Genomic DNA, 24,470 nt, shown 5'->3' with positions numbered 1-24,470 from the left:
TCCTCAAGCAACAATGAAAATTGTTTATCGTTATTATTTCCGGGATTAATTACCAAAAGCGAACAATGGTTTAACCTGCTCCATTTATTCATTTTATCCAACCATGAGCGAAGCCGCTCGGCAGGAATGTTTTGCCATGCGTTATTTGCGCAAACAAGAATAAAAAGGTAATTATGGGGATCAATAGAACACTGCAAATCACGGGCCAAATAGTATAGACCTTTTTCATGATTTAGCATTGAAAATAATTTTATTTTTTCCGGCCCTTGAGAATCATCTAATTGAAAGATTTTCGCCGGATCGCTGTCCATGCTAATGACCGCGACGTGTGCGGTTTCAGCCTGGGATGCAATTGTTTGATTCGCCAGACTGATAGCATCTTCATGGCGATCGACGTTAAACCACCAGACGCCGCCTGCTGGCATATGTCGCAGCTCATCCCATAATGATGAGATACCGATAGAGAATACAGGGTCCACAATGTCCCTCATGTCACCATTTTGTCTGATTATCAGTTTACTAGCGAAAGCTAAGAAATAAACCTACCATTGAAATTAAAACTTATCAGATTTAGCATGTGAATCAATTTAGAAGGTCACAAGACGTGTGATTTTAGTCTTTTCGTTTTTAACTTTTTCTGTTGCGTAACGGAAAGTCAAAAAGTGAGCAAATTCCCGTCTCGCCGTAAACAATAAACCGGCGAAATGCTCACGGTTAGAATTGTATCATGAATGGTACGGTTATTTCATAGGGATCAAGCAAAATGAATAACAATGAACCAGATACTCTGCCTGATCCCGCGATAGGCTATATCTTCCAGAATGATATTGTGGCGTTAAAGCAGGCATTTTCACTGCCTGATATTGATTATGCCGATATTTCCCAACGCGAACAGTTGGCCGCGGCATTAAAACGCTGGCCGTTGCTGGCAGAGTTTGCGCAACAAAAGTAGGGGATTGGTGAATGGCCGTACTGGGATTGCAGGGGGTGCGGGGAGGCGTGGGGACAACAACCATCACCGCCGCATTAGCCTGGTCATTACAAATGTTGGGAGAAAATGTCCTAGTGGTCGATGCCTGCCCGGACAACTTGTTGCGCCTGTCATTTAATGTTGATTTTACCCACCGTCAGGGCTGGGCCAGAGCGATGCTGGATGGCCAGGACTGGCGTGACGCTGGGTTGCGCTACACCTCGCAGCTCGATTTGCTGCCTTTTGGTCAGTTATCCATTGAAGAACAAGAAAATCCACAGCACTGGCAAACCCGGCTGAGCGATATTTGCTCCGGCTTACAGCAACTAAAAGCCAGCGGGCGTTACCAGTGGATTTTAATCGACTTACCGCGTGATGCCTCGCAGATAACCCACCAGCTGCTGAGTTTGTGCGAGCACTCGCTGGCAATCGTCAATGTGGATGCCAACTGCCATATCCGACTGCATCAGCAAGCGCTGCCGGATGGCGCACATATTTTGATTAATGACTTCCGTATTGGCAGTCAGGTTCAGGACGATATTTACCAGCTTTGGTTGCAAAGCCAGCGCCGATTACTGCCGATGCTCATTCATCGTGATGAAGCGATGGCTGAATGCCTGGCGGCTGAAGAGATACTGACGCTGGCGAACTGGTGCCTGTTGAACTACTCCGGGCTGAAAACGCCAGTCGGGAGTGCATCATGAGTATCCTGACCCGGTGGTTGCTTATCCCGCCGGTCAACGCGCGGCTTATCGGGCGTTATCGCGATTATCGTCGTCACGGTGCGTCGGCTTTCAGCGCGACGCTCGGCTGTTTCTGGATGATCCTGGCCTGGATTTTTATTCCGCTGGAGCACCCGCGCTGGCAACGTATTCGCGCAGAACATAAAAACCTGTATACGCCAACGCCTCGCGTCCGCGTCCGCTGGACCCGGTCCGTTATCTCATTCAAACATGCTGGTTATTGATCGGTGCATCGCGCAAAGAAACGCCGAAACCGCGCAGCGGGCATTTTCAGGTCTGCAAAATATTCGTGGACGTTACCATCAATGGATGAACGAGCTGCCTGAGCGCGTTAGCCATAAAACACAGCATCTGGATGAAAAAAAAGAGCTCGGTCATTTGAGTGCCGGGGCGCGGCGGTTGATCCTCGGTATCATCGTCACCTTCTCGCTGATTCTGGCGTTAATCTGCGTTACTCAGCCGTTTAACCCGCTGGCGCAGTTTATCTTCCTGATGCTGCTGTGGGGGGTAGCGCTGATCGTACGGCGGATGCCGGGGCGCTTCTCGGCGCTAATGTTGATTGTGCTGTCGCTGACCGTTTCTTGCCGTTATATCTGGTGGCGTTACACCTCTACGCTGAACTGGGACGATCCGGTCAGCCTGGTGTGCGGGCTTATTCTGCTCTTCGCTGAAACGTACGCGTGGATTGTGCTGGTGCTCGGCTACTTCCAGGTAGTATGGCCGCTGAATCGTCAGCCGGTGCCATTGCCGAAGGATATGTCGCTGTGGCCGTCAGTGGATATCTTTGTCCCGACTTACAACGAAGATCTCAATGTGGTGAAAAATACCATTTACGCCTCGCTGGGTATCGACTGGCCGAAAGACAAACTGAACATCTGGATCCTCGATGACGGCGGCAGGGAAGAGTTTCGCCAGTTTGCGCAAAACGTGGGGGTGAAATATATCGCCCGCACCACTCATGAACATGCGAAAGCGGGCAACATCAACAATGCGCTGAAATATGCCAAAGGCGAGTTCGTGTCGATTTTCGACTGCGACCACGTACCAACGCGATCGTTCCTGCAAATGACCATGGGCTGGTTCCTGAAAGAGAAACAGCTGGCGATGATGCAGACTCCACACCACTTCTTCTCGCCGGACCCGTTTGAACGCAACCTGGGACGTTTTCGTAAAACGCCGAACGAAGGCACGCTGTTCTATGGTCTGGTGCAGGATGGCAACGATATGTGGGACGCCACTTTCTTCTGCGGTTCCTGTGCGGTGATTCGTCGTAAGCCGCTGGATGAAATTGGCGGCATTGCTGTCGAAACCGTGACTGAAGATGCGCATACTTCTCTGCGTTTGCACCGTCGTGGCTATACCTCCGTGTATATGCGTATTCCGCAGGCGGCGGGGCTGGCGACCGAAAGTCTGTCGGCGCATATCGGTCAGCGTATTCGCTGGGCGCGCGGGATGGTACAAATCTTCCGTCTCGATAACCCGCTCACCGGTAAAGGACTGAAGTTTGCTCAGCGGCTGTGCTACGTCAACGCCATGTTCCACTTCTTGTCGGGCATTCCACGGCTGATCTTCCTGACTGCGCCGCTGGCGTTCCTGCTGCTTCATGCCTACATCATCTATGCGCCAGCGTTGATGATCGCCCTATTCGTGCTGCCGCATATGATCCATGCCAGCCTGACCAACTCGAAGATCCAGGGCAAATATCGCCACTCTTTCTGGAGTGAAATCTACGAAACGGTGCTGGCGTGGTATATCGCACCACCGACGCTGGTGGCGCTGATTAACCCGCACAAAGGCAAATTTAACGTCACCGCCAAAGGTGGACTGGTGGAAGAAGAGTACGTCGACTGGGTGATCTCGCGGCCCTACATCTTCCTTGTTCTACTCAACCTGGTGGGCGTTGCGGTAGGCATCTGGCGCTACTTCTATGGCCCGCCAACCGAGATGCTCACCGTGGTCGTCAGTATGGTGTGGGTGTTCTACAACCTGATTGTTCTTGGCGGCGCAGTTGCGGTATCGGTAGAAAGCAAACAGGTACGCCGATCGCACCGCGTGGAGATGACGATGCCCGCGGCAATTGCCCGCGAAGATGGTCACCTCTTCTCGTGTACCGTTCAGGATTTCTCCGACGGTGGTTTGGGGATCAAGATCAACGGTCAGGCGCAGATTCTGGAAGGGCAGAAAGTGAATCTGTTGCTTAAACGCGGTCAGCAGGAATACGTCTTCCCGACCCAGGTGGCGCGCGTGATGGGTAATGAAGTTGGGCTGAAATTAATGCCGCTCACCACCCAGCAACATATCGATTTTGTGCAGTGTACGTTTGCCCGTGCGGATACATGGGCGCTCTGGCAGGACAGCTACCCGGAAGATAAGCCGCTGGAAAGTCTGCTGGATATTCTGAAGCTCGGCTTCCGTGGCTACCGCCATCTGGCGGAGTTTGCGCCTTCTTCGGTGAAGGGCATATTCCGTGTGCTGACTTCTCTGGTTTCCTGGGTTGTATCGTTTATTCCGCGCCGCCCGGAGCGGAGCGAAACGGCACAACCATCGGATCAGGCTTTGGCTCAACAATGATGATAACGCGATGAAAAGAAAACTATTCTGGATTTGTGCAGTGGCTATGGGGATGAGTGCGTTCCCCTCTTTCATGACGCAGGCGACGCCAGCAACGCAACCACTGATCAATGCTGAGCCAGCTGTAGCCGCCCAGACGGAACAAAATCCGCAGGTGGGGCAAGTGATGTCAGGCGAGCAGGGAGCTGATGCCCCCATCGTGGCGCAGAACGGTCCTTCGCGTGATGTGAAGCTGACCTTTGCGCAAATCGCGCCGCCGCCGGGCAGCATGGTGCTACGTGGTATTAACCCGAACGGCAGCATTGAGTTTGGTATGCGCAGCGATGAAGTGGTGACGAAGGCGATGCTCAACCTCGAATACACGCCATCGCCATCGTTACTGCCTGTCCAGTCGCAGTTAAAGGTTTATCTCAATGATGAGCTGATGGGCGTGCTGCCAGTGACCAAAGAACAGTTGGGTAAAAAAACGCTGGCGCAAATGCCCATTAATCCACTGTTTATTACCGACTTCAACCGTGTGCGGCTGGAGTTTGTCGGCCATTATCAGGACGTGTGCGAAAACCCGGCCAGCACCACGCTTTGGCTGGATGTTGGGCGGAGCAGTGGACTGGATCTGACCTATCAGACCCTGAATGTGAAGAATGACCTGTCACACTTCCCGGTGCCATTCTTTGACCCGCGCGATAACCGTACTAACACCTTGCCGATGGTCTTTGCGGGTGCGCCGGATGTTGGGCTGCAACAAGCATCTGCCATTGTCGCCTCGTGGTTTGGTTCGCGTTCTGGCTGGCGTGGGCAGAACTTCCCGGTGCTCTATAACCAATTGCCGGATCGCAATGCCATTGTCTTTGCAACCAACGACAAACGGCCGGACTTCCTGCGCGATCATCCGGCGGTAAAAGCCCCGGTGATTGAGATGATTAACCATCCGCAGAATCCTTACGTCAAACTGCTGGTGGTGTTTGGTCGTGACGACAAAGACCTGTTGCAGGCAGCGAAAGGTATCGCTCAGGGTAACATTCTGTTCCGTGGTGAAAGCGTGGTAGTGAATGAAGTGAAACCGCTGCTACCGCGTAAGCCGTACGATGCGCCGAACTGGGTACGTACCGATCGTCCGGTCACATTTGGCGAACTGAAAACCTATGAAGAACAGTTACAATCCAGCGGCCTTGAGCCAGCAGCGATTAACGTTTCGCTAAACCTGCCGCCGGATCTCTACCTGATGCGCAGTACCGGCATTGATATGGATATTAATTACCGCTACACCATGCCGCCGGTGAAAGACAGTTCGCGGATGGATATCAGCCTGAATAACCAGTTCCTGCAATCCTTCAACCTGAGCAGCAAACAGGAGGCGAACCGTCTGCTGCTGCGTATTCCGGTATTACAAGGTTTGCTGGATGGCAAAACAGATGTCTCTATTCCGGCGCTGAAACTGGGCGCGACCAACCAGCTGCGCTTCGACTTTGAGTATATGAACCCGATGCCAGGCGGTTCGGTAGATAACTGTATTACCTTCCAGCCGGTGCAGAATCATGTGGTGATTGGTGACGATTCCACCATCGACTTCTCGAAGTATTACCACTTCATTCCGATGCCGGATCTACGCGCCTTTGCTAACGCGGGCTTCCCATTCAGCCGGATGGCGGATCTGTCGCAAACCATCACCGTGATGCCGAAAGCGCCTAACGAAGCACAGATGGAAACGTTGCTGAATACTGTTGGTTTTATCGGCGCACAGACGGGCTTCCCGGCGATTAATCTGACGGTGACCGATGATGGCAGCACCATTCAGGGCAAAGATGCCGACATCATGATCATCGGTGGTATCCCGGACAAACTGAAAGACGATAAGCAGATCGACCTATTGGTGCAGGCGACCGAAAGCTGGGTGAAAACACCGATGCGCCAGACCCCGTTCCCCGGCATTGTGCCGGACGAGAGCGATCGCGCGGCAGAAACCCAGTCAACGCTGACCTCTTCCGGTGCGATGGCGGCGGTGATTGGCTTCCAGTCGCCGTATAACGACCAGCGCAGCGTGATTGCGCTGTTGGCAGATAGCCCACGCGGTTATGAAATGCTTAACGATGCGGTGAACGATAGCGGCAAACGCGCCACCATGTTCGGTTCGGTCGCGGTGATCCGCGAGTACGGTATCAACAGCCTACGTGTTGGCGACGTTTATTACGTAGGTCATCTGCCGTGGTTCGAGCGCTTGTGGTATGCGCTGGCAAACCATCCGATTCTGCTGGCGGTGCTGGCGGCTATCAGTGTGATATTGCTGGCATGGGTACTGTGGCGTCTGCTGCGAATTATTAGTCGTCGTCGTCTTAACCCGGATAACGAGTAATTGAAGATGAATGTGTTGCGTAGTGGAATCGTGACGATGCTGTTGTTGGCTGCCTTTAGTGTTCAGGCAGCCTGTACCTGGCCTGCCTGGGAGCAGTTTAAAAAGGATTACATCAGTCAGGAAGGGCGCGTCATCGACCCCAGCGACGCGCGCAAAATCACCACCTCCGAAGGGCAAAGTTACGGTATGTTCTTTGCCCTGGCGGCTAACGACCGTGCAGCTTTCGATAATATTCTCGACTGGACGCAGAACAATCTCGCTCAGGGTTCTTTAAAAGAACGTTTGCCCGCCTGGCTGTGGGGCAAGAAAGAGAACAGTAAGTGGGAAGTGCTGGACAGCAATTCGGCCTCCGATGGTGATGTCTGGATGGCCTGGTCGTTGCTGGAGGCGGGGCGTTTGTGGAAAGAGCAGCGTTATACCGACATCGGCAGCGCGTTGCTAAAACGTATCGCGCGGGAGGAAGTGGTGACGGTGCCTGGGCTGGGTTCCATGTTGTTACCGGGCAAAGTGGGTTTTGCTGAGGATAACAGCTGGCGTTTTAACCCCAGCTACATGCCGCCGACGCTGGCGCAGTATTTCACCCGCTTTGGCGCGCCGTGGACCACGCTGCGCGAAACCAATCAACATTTATTGCTGGAAACCGCCCCGAAAGGCTTTTCGCCAGACTGGGTGCGCTATGAGAAAGACAAAGGCTGGCAGCTAAAAGCCGAAAAAACATTGATCAGCAGCTACGACGCTATCCGCGTTTACATGTGGGTAGGCATGATGCCTGACAGCGATCCGCAAAAAGCGCGGATGCTCAACCGGTTTAAACCGATGGCGACATTCACTGAGAAAAACGGTTATCCGCCGGAAAAAGTGGATGTGGCTACGGGGAAAGCGCAGGGTAAAGGACCGGTCGGTTTTTCTGCCGCCATGCTGCCTTTTTTACAAAACCGCGATGCGCAGGCAGTTCAGCGCCAGCGCGTGGCCGATAACTTTCCCGGCAGCGATACCTATTACAACTATGTGCTGACCCTGTTTGGACAAGGCTGGGATCAACACCGTTTCCGCTTCTCGACAAAAGGTGAGTTATTACCTGACTGGGGCCAGGAATGCGCAAATTCACACTAAACATATTCACGCTTTCCCTCGGTCTGGCCGTCATGCCGATGGTCGAGGCAGCACCAACCATCAGCAGACCCTGCGGATGGACAGCGGCAACACTAATGCCGTGCGCGGGCTGGCGAATATTTACCGCCAGCAGTCGCCAGAAAAAGCTGAAGCGTTTATCGCCTCGCTCTCTGCCAGCCAGCGGCGCAGCATTGATGATATCGAACGCAGCCTGCAAAACGACCGTCTGGCACAGCAGGCAGAGGTACTGGAAAACCAGGGCAAATGGGCGCAGGCGGCAGCACTTCAGCGGCAACGACTGGCGCTGGACCCCGGCAGCGTATGGATTACTTACCGACTTTCGCAGGATCTCTGGCAGGCCGGACAACGCAGCCAGGCCGATACGTTAATGCGCAATCTGGCGCAGCAGAAGCCGAACAACCCGGAGCAGGTTTACGCTTACGGGCTGTACCTCTCAGGTCACAACCAGGACAGAGCGGCGCTGGCGCATATCAACAGCCTGCCGCGCGCGCAGTGGAACAGCAATATTCAGGAGCTGGTTAATCGACTGCAAAGCGATCAGGTGCTGGAAACCGCTAATCGCCTGCGAGAAAGCGGCAAAGAGGCTGAAGCGGAAGCGATGCTGCGTCAGCAACCACCTTCCACGCGTATTGACCTCACGCTGGCTGACTGGGCGTAACAACGACGTGATTACACCGCCGCCCGCACTGCATATCAGAATGTCCTGACGCGGGAGCCAACTAACGCCGATGCCATTCTTGGTCTGACGGAAGTGGATATTGCTGCCGGTGACAAAGCGGCGGCACGTAGCCAGCTGGCGAAACTGCCTGCCACCGATAACACCTCGCTGAACACTCAGCGGCGCGTGGCGCTGGCACAGGCGCAGCTTGGAGATACCGCAGCGGCGCAGCAGACGTTTAATAAGTTGATCCCGCAGGCAAAATCTCAGCCACCGTCGATGGAAAGCGCGATGGTGCTGCGCGACGGTGCGAAGTTTGAAGCGCAGGCGGGCGATCCAAAGCAGGCGCTGGAAACCTACAAAGACGCCATGGTCGCATCCGGTGTGACTACGACGCGTCCGCAGGATAACGACACCTTTACCCGACTGACCCGTAACGACGAGAAAGATGACTGGCTGAAACGCGGCGTGCGCAGCGATGCGGCGGACCTCTATCGCCAGCAGGATCTTAACGTCACCCTTGAGCACGATTACTGGGGTTCGAGCGGCACCGGTGGTTACTCCGATCTGAAAGCGCACACTACCATGTTGCAGGTGGATGCGCCGTATTCTGACGGGCGGATGTTCTTTCGCAGTGATTTCGTCAATATGAACGTCGGCAGTTTCTCCACTAATGCCGATGGCAAATGGGATGACAACTGGGGCACCTGTACATTACAGGACTGTAGCGGCAACCGCAGCCAGTCGGATTCCGGTGCCAGCGTGGCGGTCGGCTGGCGAAATGACGTTTGGAGCTGGGATATCGGTACCACGCCGATGGGCTTCAACGTGGTGGATGTGGTCGGCGGCATCAGTTACAGCGATGATATCGGGCCGCTGGGTTACACCGTTAACGCCCACCGTCGGCCCATCTCCAGTTCTTTGCTGGCCTTTGGTGGGCAAAAAGACTCCCCGAGCAATACCGGGAAAAAATGGGGTGGCGTACGTGCCGACGGTGTGGGGCTAAGTCTGAGCTACGATAAAGGTGAAGTAAACGGCGTCTGGGCATCGCTTAGTGGCGACCAGTTAACCGGTAAAAATGTCGAAGATAACTGGCGCGTGCGCTGGATGACGGGCTATTACTATAAGGTCATTAACCAGAACAATCGCCGCGTCACAATCGGCCTGAACAACATGATCTGGCATTACGACAAAGATCTGAGTGGCTACTCACTCGGTCAGGGCGGTTACTACAGTCCGCAGGAATACCTGTCGTTTGCCATACCGGTGATGTGGCGGGAGCGCACGGAAAACTGGTCGTGGGAGCTGGGGGCGTCTGGCTCGTGGTCGCATTCACGCACCAAAACCATGCCGCGTTATCCGCTGATGAATCTGATCCCGACCGACTGGCAGGAAGAAGCTGCGCGGCAATCCAACGATGGCGGCAGCAGTCAGGGCTTCGGCTACACGGCGCGGGCATTACTTGAACGACGTGTTACTTCCAACTGGTTTGTTGGCACGGCAATTGATATCCAGCAGGCGAAAGATTACGCACCCAGCCATTTCCTGCTCTACGTACGTTATTCCGCCGCCGGATGGCAGGGTGACATGGATTTACCGCCGCAGCCGCTGATACCTTACGCCGACTGGTAAGTTTTCAGATAGCGCCTCTCTTAATGCCGCTGCGATCGGGTATACTCGGGCGGCAATCTGGGATTTCCGGGGGGAGACAATTTGCGCGTAAGTCGCTCGTTAACAATCAAGCAGATGGCAATGGTGGCAGCCGTTGTCCTGGTGTTCGTTTTTATTTTTTGCACCGTTTTGCTGTTCCATCTGGTCCAGCAGAATCGCTATAACACGGCTACGCAACTGGAAAGCATTGCTCGCTCTGTCCGCGAACCCTTATCTTCAGCTATTTTGAAAGGCGATATTCCCGAAGCGGAAGCTATTCTTGCCAGCATTAAACCGGCAGGCGTGGTCAGCCGTGCCGATGTAGTGCTGCCTAACCAGTTCCAGGCGCTGCGTAAAAGTTTTATTCCAGAGCGTCCGGTGCCGGTAATGGTTACTCGCCTGTTTGAGCTACCGGTTCAAATCTCGCTGGGCGTCTACTCGCTCGAACGTCCGGCAAATCCGCAGCCAATAGCCTATCTGGTGCTACAGGCGGATTCCTTCCGTATGTATAAGTTCGTGATGAGCACTCTCTCAACGTTAGTGACCATTTACTTACTTTTGTCGCTTATCCTGACCGTCGCCATCAGCTGGTGCATTAACCGCCTGATTTTGCATCCGTTACGCAATATTGCTCGCGAACTTAACGCCATCCCAGCCCAGGAGCTTGTTGGTCACCAACTGGCATTACCGCGTCTGCATCAGGACGATGAAATCGGTATGTTGGTGCGCAGTTACAACCTCAACCAGCAATTGCTGCAGCGCCATTATGAAGAACAGAACGAAAATGCGATGCGCTTCCCGGTGTCGGATTTGCCGAACAAAGCCTTGCTGATGGAGATGCTGGAGCAGGTTGTCGCGCGTAAACAAACCACCGCGCTGATGATCATCACCTGTGAAACCCTGCGTGATACTGCGGGCGTGCTGAAAGAGGCGCAACGAGAAATTCTGCTGCTGACGCTGGTGGAAAAACTCAAATCGGTACTGTCGCCACGTATGATCCTCGCGCAGATTAGCGGTTATGACTTTGCTGTCATTGCCAACGGTGTACAGGAACCGTGGCACGCAATCACTTTGGGTCAGCAAGTACTCACTATCATGAGCGAGCGCCTGCCGATTGAACGTATTCAACTCCGTCCGCACTGTAGCATTGGCGTGGCGATGTTCTACGGCGATCTCACCGCCGAACAGCTTTACAGTCGCGCTATTTCTGCGGCATTTACCGCTCGCCATAAAGGCAAGAATCAGATTCAGTTCTTTGATCCGCAGCAGATGGAAGCAGCCCAGAAGCGGTTGACGGAAGAGAGCGATATCCTTAATGCACTGGAAAATCATCAGTTTGCAATTTGGTTACAGCCACAGGTCGAGATGACCAGCGGTAAACTGGTCAGTGCGGAAGTGTTACTGCGTATCCAGCAACCGGATGGCAGTTGGGACCTGCCGGATGGCTTAATCGATCGCATTGAGTGCTGTGGGCTGATGGTTACCGTCGGTCACTGGGTGCTGGAAGAGTCCTGTCGATTGCTTGCAGCCTGGCAAGAGCGCGGCATTATGCTGCCCTTGTCGGTAAACCTCTCTGCGCTGCAACTGATGCACCCGAATATGGTGGCGGATATGCTGGAACTGTTAACCCGCTATCGCATTCAGCCGGGAACACTGATTCTGGAAGTGACAGAAAGCCGACGTATTGACGACCCTCATGCTGCGGTGGCAATCCTCCGTCCGCTGCGCAATGCCGGAGTTCGGGTGGCGCTGGATGATTTCGGCATGGGCTACGCAGGGCTGCGTCAGCTGCAGCATATGAAATCGTTGCCAATCGACGTACTGAAAATCGACAAAATGTTTGTTGAAGGCTTGCCGGAAGATAGCAGCATGATTGCTGCAATTATCATGCTGGCGCAGAGCCTGAACTTACAAATGATTGCCGAAGGCGTGGAGACTGAAGCACAACGAGACTGGCTGGCAAAAGCGGGCGTTGGTATTGCCCAGGGCTTCCTTTTTGCTCGCCCACTCCCTATTGAAATCTTCGAAGAGAGTTACCTGGAAGAAAAGTAGCTACCCCAAACTGATTACAAAACTTTAAAAAGTGCTGGTTTGTGCGAGCCAGCTCAAACTTTTTAACCTTTTTGTTTCAATTATGATCCAGGTACATTTCTGTGATGTTGTCTGGGTGTTATTTTAAGGCCGCAGGTACCCCCATAACCTTACAAGACCTGTGGTTTTACTAAAGGACACCCTATGAAAACCTCTCTGTTTAAAAGCCTTTACTTTCAGGTCCTGACAGCGATAGCCATTGGTATTCTCCTTGGCCATTTCTATCCTGAAATAGGCGAGCAAATGAAACCGCTTGGCGACGGCTTCGTTAAGCTCATTAAGATGATCATCGCTCCTGTCATCTTTTGTACCGTCGTAACGGGCATTGCGGGCATGGAAAGCATGAAGGCGGTCGGTCGTACCGGCGCAGTCGCACTGCTTTACTTTGAAATTGTCAGTACCATCGCGCTGATTATTGGTCTTATCATCGTTAACGTCGTGCAGCCTGGTGCCGGAATGAACGTCGATCCGGCAACGCTTGATGCGAAAGCGGTAGCGGTTTACGCCGATCAGGCGAAAGACCAGGGCATTGTCGCCTTCATTATGGATGTCATCCCGGCGAGCGTCATTGGCGCATTTTCCAGCGGTAACATTCTGCAGGTGCTGCTGTTTGCCGTACTGTTTGGTTTTGCGCTCCACCGTCTGGGCAGCAAAGGCCAACTGATTTTTAACGTGATCGAAAGTTTCTCGCAGGTCATCTTCGGCATCATCAATATGATCATGCGTCTGGCACCTATTGGTGCGTTCGGGGCAATGGCGTTTACCATCGGTAAATACGGCGTCGGCACACTGGTGCAACTGGGGCAGCTGATTATCTGTTTCTACATTACCTGTATCCTGTTTGTGGTGCTGGTATTGGGTTCAATCGCTAAAGCGACTGGTTTCAGTATCTTCAAATTTATCCGCTACATCCGTGAAGAACTGCTGATTGTACTGGGGACTTCATCTTCCGAGTCGGCGCTGCCGCGTATGCTCGACAAGATGGAGAAACTCGGCTGCCGTAAATCGGTGGTGGGGCTGGTCATCCCGACAGGCTACTCGTTTAACCTTGATGGCACATCGATATACCTGACAATGGCGGCGGTGTTTATCGCCCAGGCCACTAACAGTCAGATGGATATCGTCCACCAAATCACGCTGTTAATCGTGTTGCTGCTTTCTTCTAAAGGGGCGGCAGGGGTAACGGGTAGTGGCTTTATCGTGCTGGCGGCGACGCTTTCTGCGGTGGGCCATTTGCCGGTAGCGGGTCTGGCGCTGATCCTCGGTATCGACCGCTTTATGTCAGAAGCTCGTGCGCTAACTAACCTGGTCGGTAACGGCGTAGCGACCATTGTCGTTGCTAAGTGGGTGAAAGAACTGGACCACAAAAAACTGGACGATGTGCTGAATAATCGTGCGCCGGATGGCAAAACGCACGAATTATCCTCTTAATCTCACCACTTATGCCCGCACTCCCTTCCCCGAGTGCGGGTGTTTGCGCATAATTGACCCCTGTGCCTGAACTTACCACCTGGGTGAGTTCAGGTTTATTTCACTTCTTCCGTGACATTTTCATGTTCTTGCGGTCTAACACGAAGTGTTTTTAACGTCATTTAGACTGACCGACAACGGGCAGTTTTTTTATTACCAGGATAGTTGATCAGGGGTTCACATGCAGGGCATAAAAATTCGACTTTTAGCGGGCGGTTTGCTGATGATGGCCACTGCTGGCTATGTGCAGGCAGATGCGCTCCAGCCTGATCCAGCATGGCAACAGGGGACGCTTTCCAACGGTTTACAGTGGCAAGTGCTGACCACCCCCCAGCGTCCCAGCGATCGTGTTGAAATTCGCCTGCTGGTTAATACCGGTTCGCTCGCCGAAAGTACACAACAGAGCGGTTACAGTCACGCCATCCCTCGTATTGCGCTAACGCAAAGCGGTGGCCTTGACGCAGCACAGGCGCGTTCATTGTGGCAGCAGGGGATCGACCCTAAACGCCCGATGCCGCCGGTAATTGTCTCTTATGACACCACGCTGTTTAATCTGAGTTTGCCCAATAACCGTAACGATTTGCTGAAAGAAGCGCTCTCTTATCTGGCAAATGCCACTGGCAAATTGACCATCACACCAGAAACCATCAACCACGCGCTGCAAAGTCAGGACATGGTGGCAACCTGGCCTGCCGATACTAAAGAGGGCTGGTGGCGCTATCGTCTGAAAGGGTCAACCTTGTTAGGTCACGATCCTGCCGATCCGCTGAAACAACCCGTTGAAGCGGAAAAAATTAAAGATTTCTATCAGAAATGGTACACCCCGGATGCAATGACGCTACTGGTGGTGGGAAACGTGGATGCGCGCTCGGTTGTCGACCAAATCAACAAAACGTTTGGCGAACTGAAAGGCAAACGTGAAACGCCAGCTCCGGTGCCGACGCTTTCTCCGCTGCGTGCGGAAGCGGTGAGTATTATGACTGACGCGGTGCGTCAGGACCGGTTATCTATCATGTGGGATACGCCGTGGCAGCCGATTCGTGAATCAGCCGCACTGCTGCGCTACTGGCGTGCGGACCTGGCCCGCGAGGCGCTGTTCTGGCATGTTCAGCAAGCGTTAAGCGCCAGTGACAGCAAAGACATCGGTCTTGGATTTGACTGCCGTGTGCTGTATCTGCGTGCGCAGTGTGCCATCAACATCGAATCACCAAACGACAAGCTGAACAGCAACCTTAATCTGGTGGCGCGTGAACTGGCGAAGGTTCGCGATAAAGGTCTGCCGGAAGAAGAGTTCAATGCGTTAGTGGCGCAAAAGAAACTGGAGCTGCAGAAACTGTTTGCCGCCTATGCACGGGCTGATACCGATATTCTGATGGGCCAGCGGATGCGTTCGTTGCAAAATCAGGTCGTCGATATCGCGCCGGAGCAGTATCAGAAACTGCGGCAGGATTTCCTTAACAGCCTGACTGTGGAGATGTTAAATCAGGATCTGCGTCAGCAGTTGTCGAATGATATGGCGTTAATACTGCTGCAGCCGAAAGGCGAGCCGGAATTTAACATGAAAGCGTTGCAGGCGGCCTGGGATCAAATCATGGCCCCATCTACCGCCGCTGCGACCACCTCTGTCGCCACGGATGACGTACATCCTGAAGTGACGGATATTCCACCTGCACAGTAATGCCTGATGGTGATGAGTTAGCACAACCATCAGGTATTTATGGATGAGCTGGATAGAGGGGTAACACTTTATCCAGCCTTTTGCATATGCTGCGTTTACGCTGGCATCGCCTCACGCGGGATAATCGCGCCGCGATACTGAATAACGGTACTTGCGGTCAGGTGCCCGCGTTTCGCCGCGTTTTCCGCACTGCCGCCCGTCAAACGTACCGCCAGATAACCGGCGCTGAAAGAGTCGCCAGCTGCGGTGGTATCGATCACTTTTTCTTTCGGCAGTTTCACCGCCGGAACATCAACTAACGCTTCACCAGCAATGGACACCAGGCAAGAATCCGCCCCGCGTTTCACCACCACTTCTTTCACGCCCGCGTTATGGGTGCGCGCAATGACGTCTTCCACCGGCTGTTGACCCCACAGCGCGTCTTCGTCGTCCAGCGTCAGGAAGGCGATATCCGTGCATTCCAGCATTTGCTGGTACACCTGCTGTGTCTCTTCTTTGCTGGCCCACAGGCGCGGACGATAGTTATTGTCGAAAATCACTTTTCCGCCTTTGGCGCGGCATTCGCGCAGCAGGGAAAGCAGCTTTTCGCGGCTGGTCGGGCTTAAGATCGCCAGGCTAATCCCGCTCAGGTAGAGATAATCGAAATTCGCCAGCTCTTCGCAAATCGCCGCAGACTGCTCGCTCGCCAGCCAGAATTTGGCGGCGGCTTCGTTACGCCAGTAGTAGAACGTACGTTCGCCGGTGCTGTCGGTTTCAATGTAGTAAAGGCCCGGAAGACGGTTTTCCATCCGTTGGGTCAGGGAAGTATCAACGTTCTCGCCGTGCCAGGCGTCCAGCATCTGCTGGCTAAAACTGTCCGTTCCCAGCGCCGTTACGTAATGAACGGTTAATGCCGCAGGATCGACCTGACGGGCGATATAGACGGAAGTGTTCAGGGTATCGCCGCCGAAACCGCGCTTAACGTCCGCGTCTTTCTCGGAAAGCTCAATCATGCATTCGCCAATCACGGCAATCTTTTTGGACATAGTCGTGAACCTGATCTGTAAAAAATTAGCGTTAGTTTGCGCTGTGGTGGTTTGCTGGTCAACCATATTAAAACAGTGTTCCATTATTTTTTTGAGCCAGAACGTATTCCTGAAAGATTCCGTTGTGGAGTGAGGAAATTTACCCCGGCCAGGCGGTAAAGTTCTGCCCTTACGCGCCGATAATCTTTGTCGAGTCCGGGCAGCATCACTTTTAAACACAGGACATCTTTGATGATAAGGCAGGTTATCCAGCGAATAAGCAACCCTGAAGCAAGCATCGAGAGCTTGCAGGAACGGCGTTTTTGGTTGCAGTGTGAGCGTGCTTACACCTGGCAGCCGATCTATCAAACATGCGGGCGGTTAATGGCCGTGGAGCTATTAACGGTGGTCACGCATCCCTTGAACCCTTCGCAACGCCTGCCGCCGGATCGCTATTTTACTGAAATCACCGTCAGCCATCGGATGGAGGTTGTGAAAGAGCAGATTGATTTGCTGGCGCAAAAAGCCGACTTCTTTGTAGAGCACGGCCTGCTGGCATCGGTCAATATTGATGGCCCTACGCTCATCGCCCTGCGTCAGCAACCAAAAATCCTGCGCCAGATTGAGCGTCTTCCCTGGCTGCGTTTCGAACTGGTGGAGCATATCCGTCTGCCGAAAGATTCAACCTTTGCCTCGATGTGTGAATTTGGCCCGCTGTGGCTGGATGATTTTGGTACCGGGATGGCAAATTTCTCTGCACTAAGTGAAGTGCGTTATGACTACATCAAAATCGCGCGAGAACTGTTTGTGATGCTGCGTCAGTCGCCGGAAGGCCGCACACTCTTTTCTCAGCTTTTACATCTAATGAATCGCTATTGTCGCGGGGTGATTGTCGAGGGCGTAGAAACACCGGAAGAGTGGCGTGATGTTCAGAACTCGCCCGCATTCGCCGCACAAGGCTGGTTTCTTTCACGCCCGGCACCGATGGAAACGCTGAATACGGCGGTTCTGGCGCTATAAGCTGCCTCATTTTCCGCCGGGCTGGACTATCTTTAGGACTGGCACAGGAAGAATATGAGGAAGCGAACGATGAGCAAGGCAGGCAAAATAACCGCTGCGATTTCAGGGGTTTTCTTGTTGTTGATTGTCGTGGCGATCATTTTGATTGCAACTTTTGACTGGAATCGACTCAAACCGACCATCAACCAGAAAGTCTCTGCGGAGTTGAATCGTCCGTTCGCTATCCGTGGCGATCTGGGCGTGGTGTGGGAGCGGCAAAAACAAGAAACTGGCTGGCGCAGCTGGGTGCCGTGGCCTCATGTACATGCAGAAGACATCATTCTTGGTAATCCACCGGATATTCCCGAAGTCACGATGGTGCATTTGCCGCGAGTAGAGGCAACGCTGGCACCGCTGGCGCTGCTGACCAAAACGGTCTGGCTGCCGTGGATCAAGCTCGAAAAGCCCGACGCGCGCCTGATTCGCCTCTCTGAAAAGAACAATAACTGGACGTTTAATCTTGCCAACGATGACAACAAAGACGCGAATGCAAAGCCGTCGGCATGGTCGTTTCGGCTGGATAATATTCTTTTCGATCAAGGGCGGATCGCCATTGATGACAAAGTAAGCAAAGCGGATCTGGAAATTTTTGTTGATCCGTTAGGCAAGCCGCTGCCATTCAGCGAAGTTACTGGATCGAAAGGTAAAGCGGATAAAGAAAAGGTGGGCGATTACATTTTTGGCCTGAAGGCGCAGGGACGTTATAACGGTGAACCGCTCACGGGTACGGGAAAAATAGGCGGTATGCTGGCGCTGCGTGGCGAAGGGACGCCGTTTCCGGTACAGGCTGATTTCCGTTCAGGTAATACCCGTGTTGCTTTTGATGGCGTCGTGAATGACCCAATGAAGATGGGCGGTGTCGATTTACGGCTTAAATTTTCTGGCGATTCACTGGGTGATCTCTATGAACTGACGGGCGTTCTGCTGCCCGATACCCCGCCGTTTGAAACGGATGGTCGGCTGGTAGCGAAAATCGACACTGAAAAATCGTCGGTCTTTGATTATCGCGGTTTTAATGGGCGAATTGGCGATAGCGATATCCACGGTTCTCTGGTCTACACCACCGGAAAGCCACGACCAAAACTGGAAGGTGATGTCGAGTCGCGGCAATTGCGGCTGGCGGACCTGGGACCGTTGATTGGCGTTGATTCCGGGAAAGGGGCAGAAAAGTCGAAACGGTCTGAACAGAAGAAGGGCGAAAAAAGCGTTCAGCCTGCGGGCAAAGTGCTGCCTTATGACCGCTTCGAAACCGATAAATGGGACGTTATGGATGCCGATGTTCGCTTCAAAGGGCGGCGCATTGAGCATGGCAGTAGCCTGCCGATTAGCGATCTTTCTACTCATATCATCCTCAAAAATGCTGACCTGCGCCTGCAACCGCTGAAATTTGGCATGGCGGGCGGCAGCATTGCGGCGAATATTCATCTGGAAGGCGATAAAAAGCCGATGCAGGGGCGGGCAGATATTCAGGCTCGTCGACTGAAACTGAAAGAACTGATGCCCGATGTGGAACTGATGCAGAAGACGCTGGGGGAAATGAACGGTGACGCGGAACTACGCGGTAGCGGTAACTCGGTGGCGGCGCTTTTAGGCAACAGTAACGGCAACCTGAAACTGTTGATGAATGACGGGCTGGTGAGCCGCAACCTGATGGAGATTGTTGGGCTGAATGTCGGCAACTACATTGTCGGTGCGATATTTGGTGACGATGAGGTGCGGGTGAACTGCGCGGCGGCGAATCTGCATATTGCCAACGGCGTGGCGCGCCCGCAGATTTTTGCTTTCGATACTGAGAACGCGTTGATTAATGTTACCGGCACGGCAAGTTTTGCTTCGGAACAGCTGGATTTGACTATTGATCCGGAGAGTAAAGGGATTCGGATTATCACACTGCGTTCGCCGCTGTATGTGCGTGGGACGTTTAAAAATCCGCAGGCTGGGGTGAAAGCCGGACCGCTGATTGCCCGTGGTGCTGTTGCTGCGGCACTGGCAACGCTGGTAACACCGGCGGCGGCGTTACTGGCACTGATCTCACCTTCCGAAGGGGAGGCTAATCAGTGTCGGACGATATTGTCGCAGATGAAGAAGTGATGATAATTGCCGGATGTCTGACATCCGGCAATTAAACAGATTTAGATTTTTGGCAAAGTGTGCTTTGTTCATGCCGGATGCGGCGTGAACGCCTTATCCGGCCTACAAATCCTTGTGAATTCAATATATTGTATGGAAATTCAGTCCTGATAAGCGTAGCGCATCAGGCTTTTCACACTTATTACAACGACTGATGTCGCGTCTCATGGGTCAGCAGCAGGGCGATTAACGTCAAGCCAGCCATCGCCGCCAGATATAACCCCACCGCACCTAACCCGTAGTTAGCCTGCAACCAAGCTGCGATATACGGCGCAACGGAAGCCCCGAGAATCGACGATACGTTGTAAGAGAACGATGCTCCGGTGTAACGCACTTCTGTCGGAAACAGCTCTGGTAACAGCGCACCCATCGGCCCGAAGGTCAGCCCCATCAGACTTAACCCCAGCAGCAGGAAGGCAAAAACCAGAATCGGGTTGCCAGAACCGAGCAGCGGGTTAAAGGCGAACAGCGCGAACAGGATGATCAGCGTGGTGATGATCACCATGCTTTTACGGCGACCAAAGGCATCAGCCAGTAATCCGGCGACTGGCACCATCACGCCAAAACCAATAACTGCCATCATCAGCATCCACAACACTTCGTTACGCGGCAGGCCAAGCCCAACTGGCGCGGCGGCGGTACTGAAGGTCATAGAGTAGACCGTCATGATGTAAAACAGCGTATAGGTTGCCAGCATAATGAACGTACCCAGTACGGTTACGCGAACATGTTTGGTCAGCAGCGTACCCAGCGGGATCTTCACCTGTTTTTTCGCTTTAGCGACTTTCTCAAACACCGGCGACTCATGCAGCGACACGCGAACATACAGGCCGATAATGACCAGCACCGCCGAGAAGATAAATGGCACACGCCAGCCCCAGCTCATAAACTGCTCATCGGTCAGTAGCCAGGAAAGCAGCAAGAAAGTGCCGTTGGCAAAGAAGAAGCCAATCGGTGCGCCTAGCTGTGGGAAGGAGCCATACAGTGCACGTTTGCGCGGTGGGGCGTTTTCAGTCGCCAGCAGCGCCGCGCCGCCCCATTCACCGCCTAAGCCCAGACCCTGACCAAATCGAGCCAGCGCCAGCAGCAGTGGGGCGAAAATACCAATCGTGGCATAGCCCGGCAGCAGACCAATCACCACGGTCGAAATCCCCATCGTTAGCAACGAGGCGACCAGCGTCGCTTTACGCCCAACGCGATCGCCAAAATGACCAAAAACGGCAGAGCCAATGGGGCGCGCGACGAAGGCGATGGCGAAGGTGGCGAGCGACTGTAGCGTTGCTGCCGTTGGATCGCCCTGCGGGAAGAAGATATGCGGAAACACAATAACGGCCGCAGTGGCGTAAATGTAAAAGTCGAAGAACTCAATGGCCGTGCCAATGAGAGAGGCGACAAGGACTTTATTACGCGAGTTGATCGGCGTGTATTCTTGTTCGTGGTCGAGTGTTGTGGCTGTTGCTTGCATAATCTTTTCTTATTTTTTGGCTAACGAATAGCCATATTACGCACAGCAAAAGTGATATTTCAATGTGTAACAAATCGCGGAAATGGTCAAAAACCAGGCAAAAAGGGGATAATGTTTAGGCCAGTGATTTTTCTTCTATGAAATGCTTCACATAATTTTATAAATAGTGGATAAAACTGGTTTCAGGTTAAATAAAAGTTACCAACTGGATTTATATGCTGGGGTTATGAGTTGGAGTGAAATTGTTTGCTCCCAAATAGATGGCTGAAGAGGCTCTGGGGAAGAGTTTCAAGAGGTTATGTGCGCATTATAGCCGGATGCGATGCTGGCGCATCTTATCCGGCCTACGGGGAGCCAGGCCGAATAAAATCGTATGCCGGATAAGGCGTTTACGCCGCATCCGGCCTATTTTAAGGCTGCGTTTTCCCTGGCATTCGCGGGTCGTCTTTATATTCGGCGGTGGCAATCCACGCCGCGCAAAACAGCGTCAAACGGGCGAAGAAGTAGAAAAATGCCATCAGCCCCAGCACGGAACCAAATGCTGCGCCAGAGGGGGATTTCATCAGCGATGGCAGGGTGTAGGTCATCACGATTTTAATCACTTCAAAACCAATAGCAGCCAGAAATGTTCCGCGAATCAGGGCTTTTTTGCGCGGACGGTGGCGCGGCAACCGCCAGAAGATCCAGAAGAAAAGCAGATAGTTGGCGAAGATGGAAATCGCCAGGCCAATCAATCGCCACGTCGGTTTCAGCCACTCAATGCTGTTCAGGTGCAGGGCGCTAATAATCATTTGCTGCGCCGAACCGGCAACCGAGGTGATCGAAAGCGTCACAATCAGCGCAATCAACAAACCAATCAGTGAAATAAAATCACGCAGATATTTTACCCAGAACTTCTCCTGATCTTGCGGCGAGCGTTCCCAGACATCGCGCGACTGGGCACGAATCGCTTCACGCAGGTTACCCATCCAGTTGATGCCGGAATAAAGTGCCACCGCCAGGCCGACAAGCCCTACAGTCGTACGCTGCTGAACGGCGGTGTTGATGGTGTTTTTCAACGTGGCGGCTAGTGTCGGATCGCTGATGTTTTGCAGAATTTTGTCGAAGATATCCTGTAGCAACATCGGATGGGAGGCCAGCACAAAGCCCCCTGCGGCAAACGACACCATCAAAATCGGGATCATCGACAAAAATGAGAAATAGGTGATAGCCGCACCAAACTGGTTACCCAGCCGATCGTTAAAGCGTTCTGTCGCGCGAATAAGGTGCGCAATAACCGGTTGGCGTTGGACTTTTTCGGCAGTGGTGGTGACGGTTTCCAGCGCCTGGCTAACTTTGCCGCCTTTCTCGCTATTATCCAACTGCTTAATCGGCTCGTGCTCCAGATCCTGGGTGGGACGTTTGATCTCGTTTTCCTGCGTCATCCGCTCTTTTGTCCTTCTGTCGTGGTCATTCTTAAAAAGTATAGTCGGTCAGTCCAGGTGCTCTTTCATTACGCCAGCCAGCCACTGCATAAACAGGTTTACACGCCGGGAAAGCTCCCGACGCTGCGGGTAAACCAGCGAAAGGGAGAGCGGCTCGGCACGGTAGCCTGGCAACACTTCAATAAGCCGCCCGGCACGCAGGGCTTCGCGCACGGCAATGCGCGGGATCTGAATAATCCCCAGACCGGCAAGACCGGCGGCGAGATAGTTTTCGCTACTGTTTACCGTCAACATGCCGCCAGACTTAAACCACTGGACGCCATTAACGCTGGCAACCTCAAAACCTAACGGATGTACACCCAGGTGCGGTGTATAACGCACTATTGCGTGTGAAGTCAGATCATCGGGGCTTTGCGGATAACCAAAGCGCGTCAGATAGTGCGGACTGGCACAGTTGACCATGGTTAGTTTGCCGAGGGGACGGGCGATAACGCCATCTTCCGGTAACGCGCCAGTGCGTATCACGCAATCAAAACCATCATGAAGAATATCTACCGGACGGTTATGGCTACTCAGTTCCAGCTCAATTCCCGGATGCTGATAGAGAAATTCCGACAGACGCGGCAGTAACAGGTTTTTCGCGATTCCTGACGGGATGTCGATGCGTAATTTACCGCTGATACTGGTGGCATCCTGTTGAAACAGACCGTCCAGTTCGCTGAGATTACTCAACACATCTTTTGCCCGTTGATAATAGGTCATGCCTTCTGGCGTGAGTTTGACCCGTCGCGTAGTGCGCTGGAGAAGCTGGGTGCCAAGTTGATGTTCCAGTGCCTGTATCTGGCGCGAAACACTTCCCTTTGGCAAAGCAAAGAAATCCGCCGCGCGGGAAAAACTTTCCAGCTCCGCGACTTTGATGAACAACTGCATTGCGTGAATTTTATCCATTTCTTTGACCGATTGTTGTTCACAGCGAAACAGTAACGCGCATATCGCATTGTTTATTGTTTTTTCTAACATCTAATGCCGGGTTTCACAATGTTGTCATGACGAATGTGGCGATTTCTCAGCAGGAAAAGGGCGGAATAGCTTTATGAGAAAGGTGAATCCCCTTAAACAGAGCGTATTTTTCAGTGATTCCCTTTAAAGTGAATAGAGGACGTATTGGCTATTTGTGCTTATTTTTGTCTCATTGCCATTTGTTATTTTGGCTTGTAGTCGCGGAATTTCATTTTTAATTGCATGCGTACTAACCACCAATATAAGGAAATCCTCAAAATTGTTTTAAATAGTGCCCTCGACATGTAATTTCAGGCGTTTAGCTGTAACTATTTATATCGGTAACTATTTTCTACGCGTCATCTCTGTAGAATGGCCACCGCCAAATGGCGAATTCTTATTTTTTCTCGCGGGTAATACCCTTCCACTACTTAAGTCTTTTTAACGTATTCAGGTGGAGATTCAGTTATGCAAATAGTCATGTTTGACAGGCAGTCAATATTTATTCATGGAATGAAAATCAGTTTACAGCAGCGTATTCCAGGAGTGAGTATTCAGGGGGTCAGTCAGGCAGACGAGTTATGGCAAAAGCTGGAAAGTTACCCTGAAGCCTTAGTTATGCTCGATGGCGATCAGGATGGTGAGTTTTGCTACTGGTTGCTGCAAAAAACCGTGGTGCAGTTTCCTGAGGTTAAGGTGTTAATCACGGCGACGGATTGCAATAAACGGTGGTTACAGGAAGTTATCCATTTTAATGTGCTGGCCATTGTGCCTCGCGATTCAACCGTCGAGACATTTGCGTTGGCGGTAAATAGTGCGGCGATGGGGATGATGTTTCTGCCTGGAGACTGGCGGACGACGCCGGAAAAGGACATTAAAGATCTCAAATCGTTAAGCGCCCGCCAGCGGGAGATTTTAACCATGTTAGCAGCGGGCGAATCAAATAAGGAGATCGGCAGAGCGCTGAATATCAGTACCGGAACGGTAAAAGCGCATCTGGAATCCCTGTATCGCCGTCTGGAAGTGAAAAATCGCACCCAGGCGGCAATGATGTTAAATATCTCCTCCTGAAGT

General features: G+C 52.7%; 15 protein-coding genes and 2 pseudogenes. 12 read left to right on the top strand and 5 right to left on the bottom strand.

Annotated features, from left to right (window positions below; all coding sequences use genetic code 11):
- Window positions 1-491 (bottom strand): BcsE family c-di-GMP-binding protein (locus ACUU1I_RS11235; protein ID WP_449144838.1); only part of this gene is annotated, 491 nt, incomplete at its 3' end.
- A gap of 272 nt (window positions 492-763) precedes the next feature.
- On the opposite strand from ACUU1I_RS11235, the gene bcsR reads away from it, so the two are divergent.
- From bcsR to ACUU1I_RS11190, 9 genes and pseudogenes are all read left to right on the top strand, one after another.
- On the top strand, window positions 764-952 hold the full coding sequence (bcsR, locus tag ACUU1I_RS11230; RefSeq protein ID WP_001063318.1) for a cellulose biosynthesis protein BcsR: 189 nt from the start codon (window positions 764-766) through the stop codon (window positions 950-952).
- 11 nt (window positions 953-963) lie between these two features.
- Window positions 964-1,674: a cellulose biosynthesis protein BcsQ gene (gene bcsQ, locus ACUU1I_RS11225; protein ID WP_000279534.1), complete on the top strand. Its 711-nt coding sequence runs from the start codon at window positions 964-966 to the stop codon at window positions 1,672-1,674.
- Window positions 1,671-4,284: pseudogene (gene bcsA / locus ACUU1I_RS11220) on the top strand (UDP-forming cellulose synthase catalytic subunit). The gene bcsQ and the pseudogene bcsA overlap by 4 nt, the downstream one beginning before the upstream one ends.
- Before the next feature lie 10 nt (window positions 4,285-4,294).
- The gene (gene bcsB, locus ACUU1I_RS11215) at window positions 4,295-6,634 is read left to right on the top strand and encodes a cellulose biosynthesis cyclic di-GMP-binding regulatory protein BcsB (protein WP_024260669.1); all 2,340 of its coding nucleotides are present in this window, start codon (window positions 4,295-4,297) and stop codon (window positions 6,632-6,634) included.
- A gap of 6 nt (window positions 6,635-6,640) precedes the next feature.
- A complete protein-coding gene (gene bcsZ, locus ACUU1I_RS11210; RefSeq protein ID WP_005052370.1) occupies window positions 6,641-7,747 on the top strand; it encodes a cellulose synthase complex periplasmic endoglucanase BcsZ in 1,107 nt (368 codons plus the stop codon).
- A gap of 619 nt (window positions 7,748-8,366) precedes the next feature.
- Window positions 8,367-10,058 (top strand): annotated as a pseudogene (gene bcsC / locus ACUU1I_RS11205) (cellulose synthase complex outer membrane protein BcsC).
- 81 nt (window positions 10,059-10,139) lie between these two features.
- Complete coding sequence (gene hmsP / locus ACUU1I_RS11200) at window positions 10,140-12,128, top strand: biofilm formation regulator HmsP (RefSeq protein WP_001266306.1); 1,989 nt, start codon at window positions 10,140-10,142, stop codon at window positions 12,126-12,128.
- Between the two features lie 183 nt (window positions 12,129-12,311).
- A complete protein-coding gene (dctA, locus tag ACUU1I_RS11195) occupies window positions 12,312-13,598 on the top strand; it encodes a C4-dicarboxylate transporter DctC (protein WP_000858218.1) in 1,287 nt (428 codons plus the stop codon).
- A gap of 220 nt (window positions 13,599-13,818) precedes the next feature.
- Window positions 13,819-15,315, top strand: a complete 1,497-nt coding sequence (locus ACUU1I_RS11190; protein WP_001161570.1) for a M16 family metallopeptidase — start codon at window positions 13,819-13,821, stop codon at window positions 15,313-15,315.
- Between the two features lie 95 nt (window positions 15,316-15,410).
- Here the strand turns inward: ACUU1I_RS11190 and kdgK are convergent, their stop codons facing one another.
- Window positions 15,411-16,340: a 2-dehydro-3-deoxygluconokinase gene (kdgK, locus tag ACUU1I_RS11185; protein ID WP_005071943.1), complete on the bottom strand. Its 930-nt coding sequence runs from the start codon at window positions 16,338-16,340 to the stop codon at window positions 15,411-15,413.
- Window positions 16,341-16,571: 231 nt separating this feature from the next.
- Between kdgK and pdeH the strand changes: the two genes are divergently transcribed.
- Window positions 16,572-17,339 (top strand): cyclic-guanylate-specific phosphodiesterase, encoded by a 768-nt coding sequence (pdeH, locus tag ACUU1I_RS11180; RefSeq protein ID WP_005106017.1) that lies wholly within the window; start codon window positions 16,572-16,574, stop codon window positions 17,337-17,339.
- 69 nt (window positions 17,340-17,408) lie between these two features.
- Window positions 17,409-19,469, top strand: coding sequence for an AsmA family protein (locus ACUU1I_RS11175; RefSeq protein ID WP_005071948.1), 2,061 nt, complete (start codon window positions 17,409-17,411; stop codon window positions 19,467-19,469).
- A gap of 181 nt (window positions 19,470-19,650) precedes the next feature.
- Here ACUU1I_RS11175 and ACUU1I_RS11170 read toward each other — a convergent pair whose 3' ends face one another.
- The 3 genes from ACUU1I_RS11170 to ACUU1I_RS11160 all read right to left on the bottom strand — a co-directional run bounded on the left by ACUU1I_RS11170 (window position 19,651) and on the right by ACUU1I_RS11160 (window position 23,345).
- Entirely contained in the window at window positions 19,651-20,973 is a 1,323-nt protein-coding gene (locus ACUU1I_RS11170; protein WP_001149006.1) for an MFS transporter, read from the bottom strand.
- Window positions 20,974-21,383: 410 nt separating this feature from the next.
- The gene (yhjD, locus tag ACUU1I_RS11165) at window positions 21,384-22,397 is read right to left on the bottom strand and encodes an inner membrane protein YhjD (RefSeq protein ID WP_000191257.1); all 1,014 of its coding nucleotides are present in this window, start codon (window positions 22,395-22,397) and stop codon (window positions 21,384-21,386) included.
- A gap of 48 nt (window positions 22,398-22,445) precedes the next feature.
- Window positions 22,446-23,345 (bottom strand): LysR family transcriptional regulator, encoded by a 900-nt coding sequence (locus tag ACUU1I_RS11160; RefSeq protein WP_000357791.1) that lies wholly within the window; start codon window positions 23,343-23,345, stop codon window positions 22,446-22,448.
- A 519-nt stretch (window positions 23,346-23,864) separates the two neighbouring features.
- On the opposite strand from ACUU1I_RS11160, the gene ACUU1I_RS11155 reads away from it, so the two are divergent.
- On the top strand, window positions 23,865-24,467 hold the full coding sequence (locus tag ACUU1I_RS11155) for a helix-turn-helix transcriptional regulator (RefSeq protein WP_001167681.1): 603 nt from the start codon (window positions 23,865-23,867) through the stop codon (window positions 24,465-24,467).
- Window positions 24,468-24,470: the final 3 nt, after the last annotated feature.

The sequence above is a fragment of the Shigella sp. SIG3 genome (assembly GCF_053555855.1).
This window is presented reverse-complemented; position numbering and strand designations above follow the sequence as displayed.

Coding starts and splice junctions, on each gene's coding strand:
- bcsR (WP_001063318.1), top strand. CDS start 764: ATGAATAACAATGAACCAGATACTCTGCCTGATCCCGCGATAGGCTAT.
- bcsQ (WP_000279534.1), top strand. CDS start 964: ATGGCCGTACTGGGATTGCAGGGGGTGCGGGGAGGCGTGGGGACAACA.
- bcsB (WP_024260669.1), top strand. CDS start 4,295: ATGAAAAGAAAACTATTCTGGATTTGTGCAGTGGCTATGGGGATGAGT.
- bcsZ (WP_005052370.1), top strand. CDS start 6,641: ATGAATGTGTTGCGTAGTGGAATCGTGACGATGCTGTTGTTGGCTGCC.
- dctA (WP_000858218.1), top strand. CDS start 12,312: ATGAAAACCTCTCTGTTTAAAAGCCTTTACTTTCAGGTCCTGACAGCG.
- ACUU1I_RS11190 (WP_001161570.1), top strand. CDS start 13,819: ATGCAGGGCATAAAAATTCGACTTTTAGCGGGCGGTTTGCTGATGATG.
- kdgK (WP_005071943.1), bottom strand. CDS start 16,340: ATGTCCAAAAAGATTGCCGTGATTGGCGAATGCATGATTGAGCTTTCC.
- pdeH (WP_005106017.1), top strand. CDS start 16,572: ATGATAAGGCAGGTTATCCAGCGAATAAGCAACCCTGAAGCAAGCATC.
- ACUU1I_RS11175 (WP_005071948.1), top strand. CDS start 17,409: ATGAGCAAGGCAGGCAAAATAACCGCTGCGATTTCAGGGGTTTTCTTG.
- ACUU1I_RS11170 (WP_001149006.1), bottom strand. CDS start 20,973: ATGCAAGCAACAGCCACAACACTCGACCACGAACAAGAATACACGCCG.
- yhjD (WP_000191257.1), bottom strand. CDS start 22,397: ATGACGCAGGAAAACGAGATCAAACGTCCCACCCAGGATCTGGAGCAC.
- ACUU1I_RS11160 (WP_000357791.1), bottom strand. CDS start 23,345: ATGGATAAAATTCACGCAATGCAGTTGTTCATCAAAGTCGCGGAGCTG.
- ACUU1I_RS11155 (WP_001167681.1), top strand. CDS start 23,865: ATGCAAATAGTCATGTTTGACAGGCAGTCAATATTTATTCATGGAATG.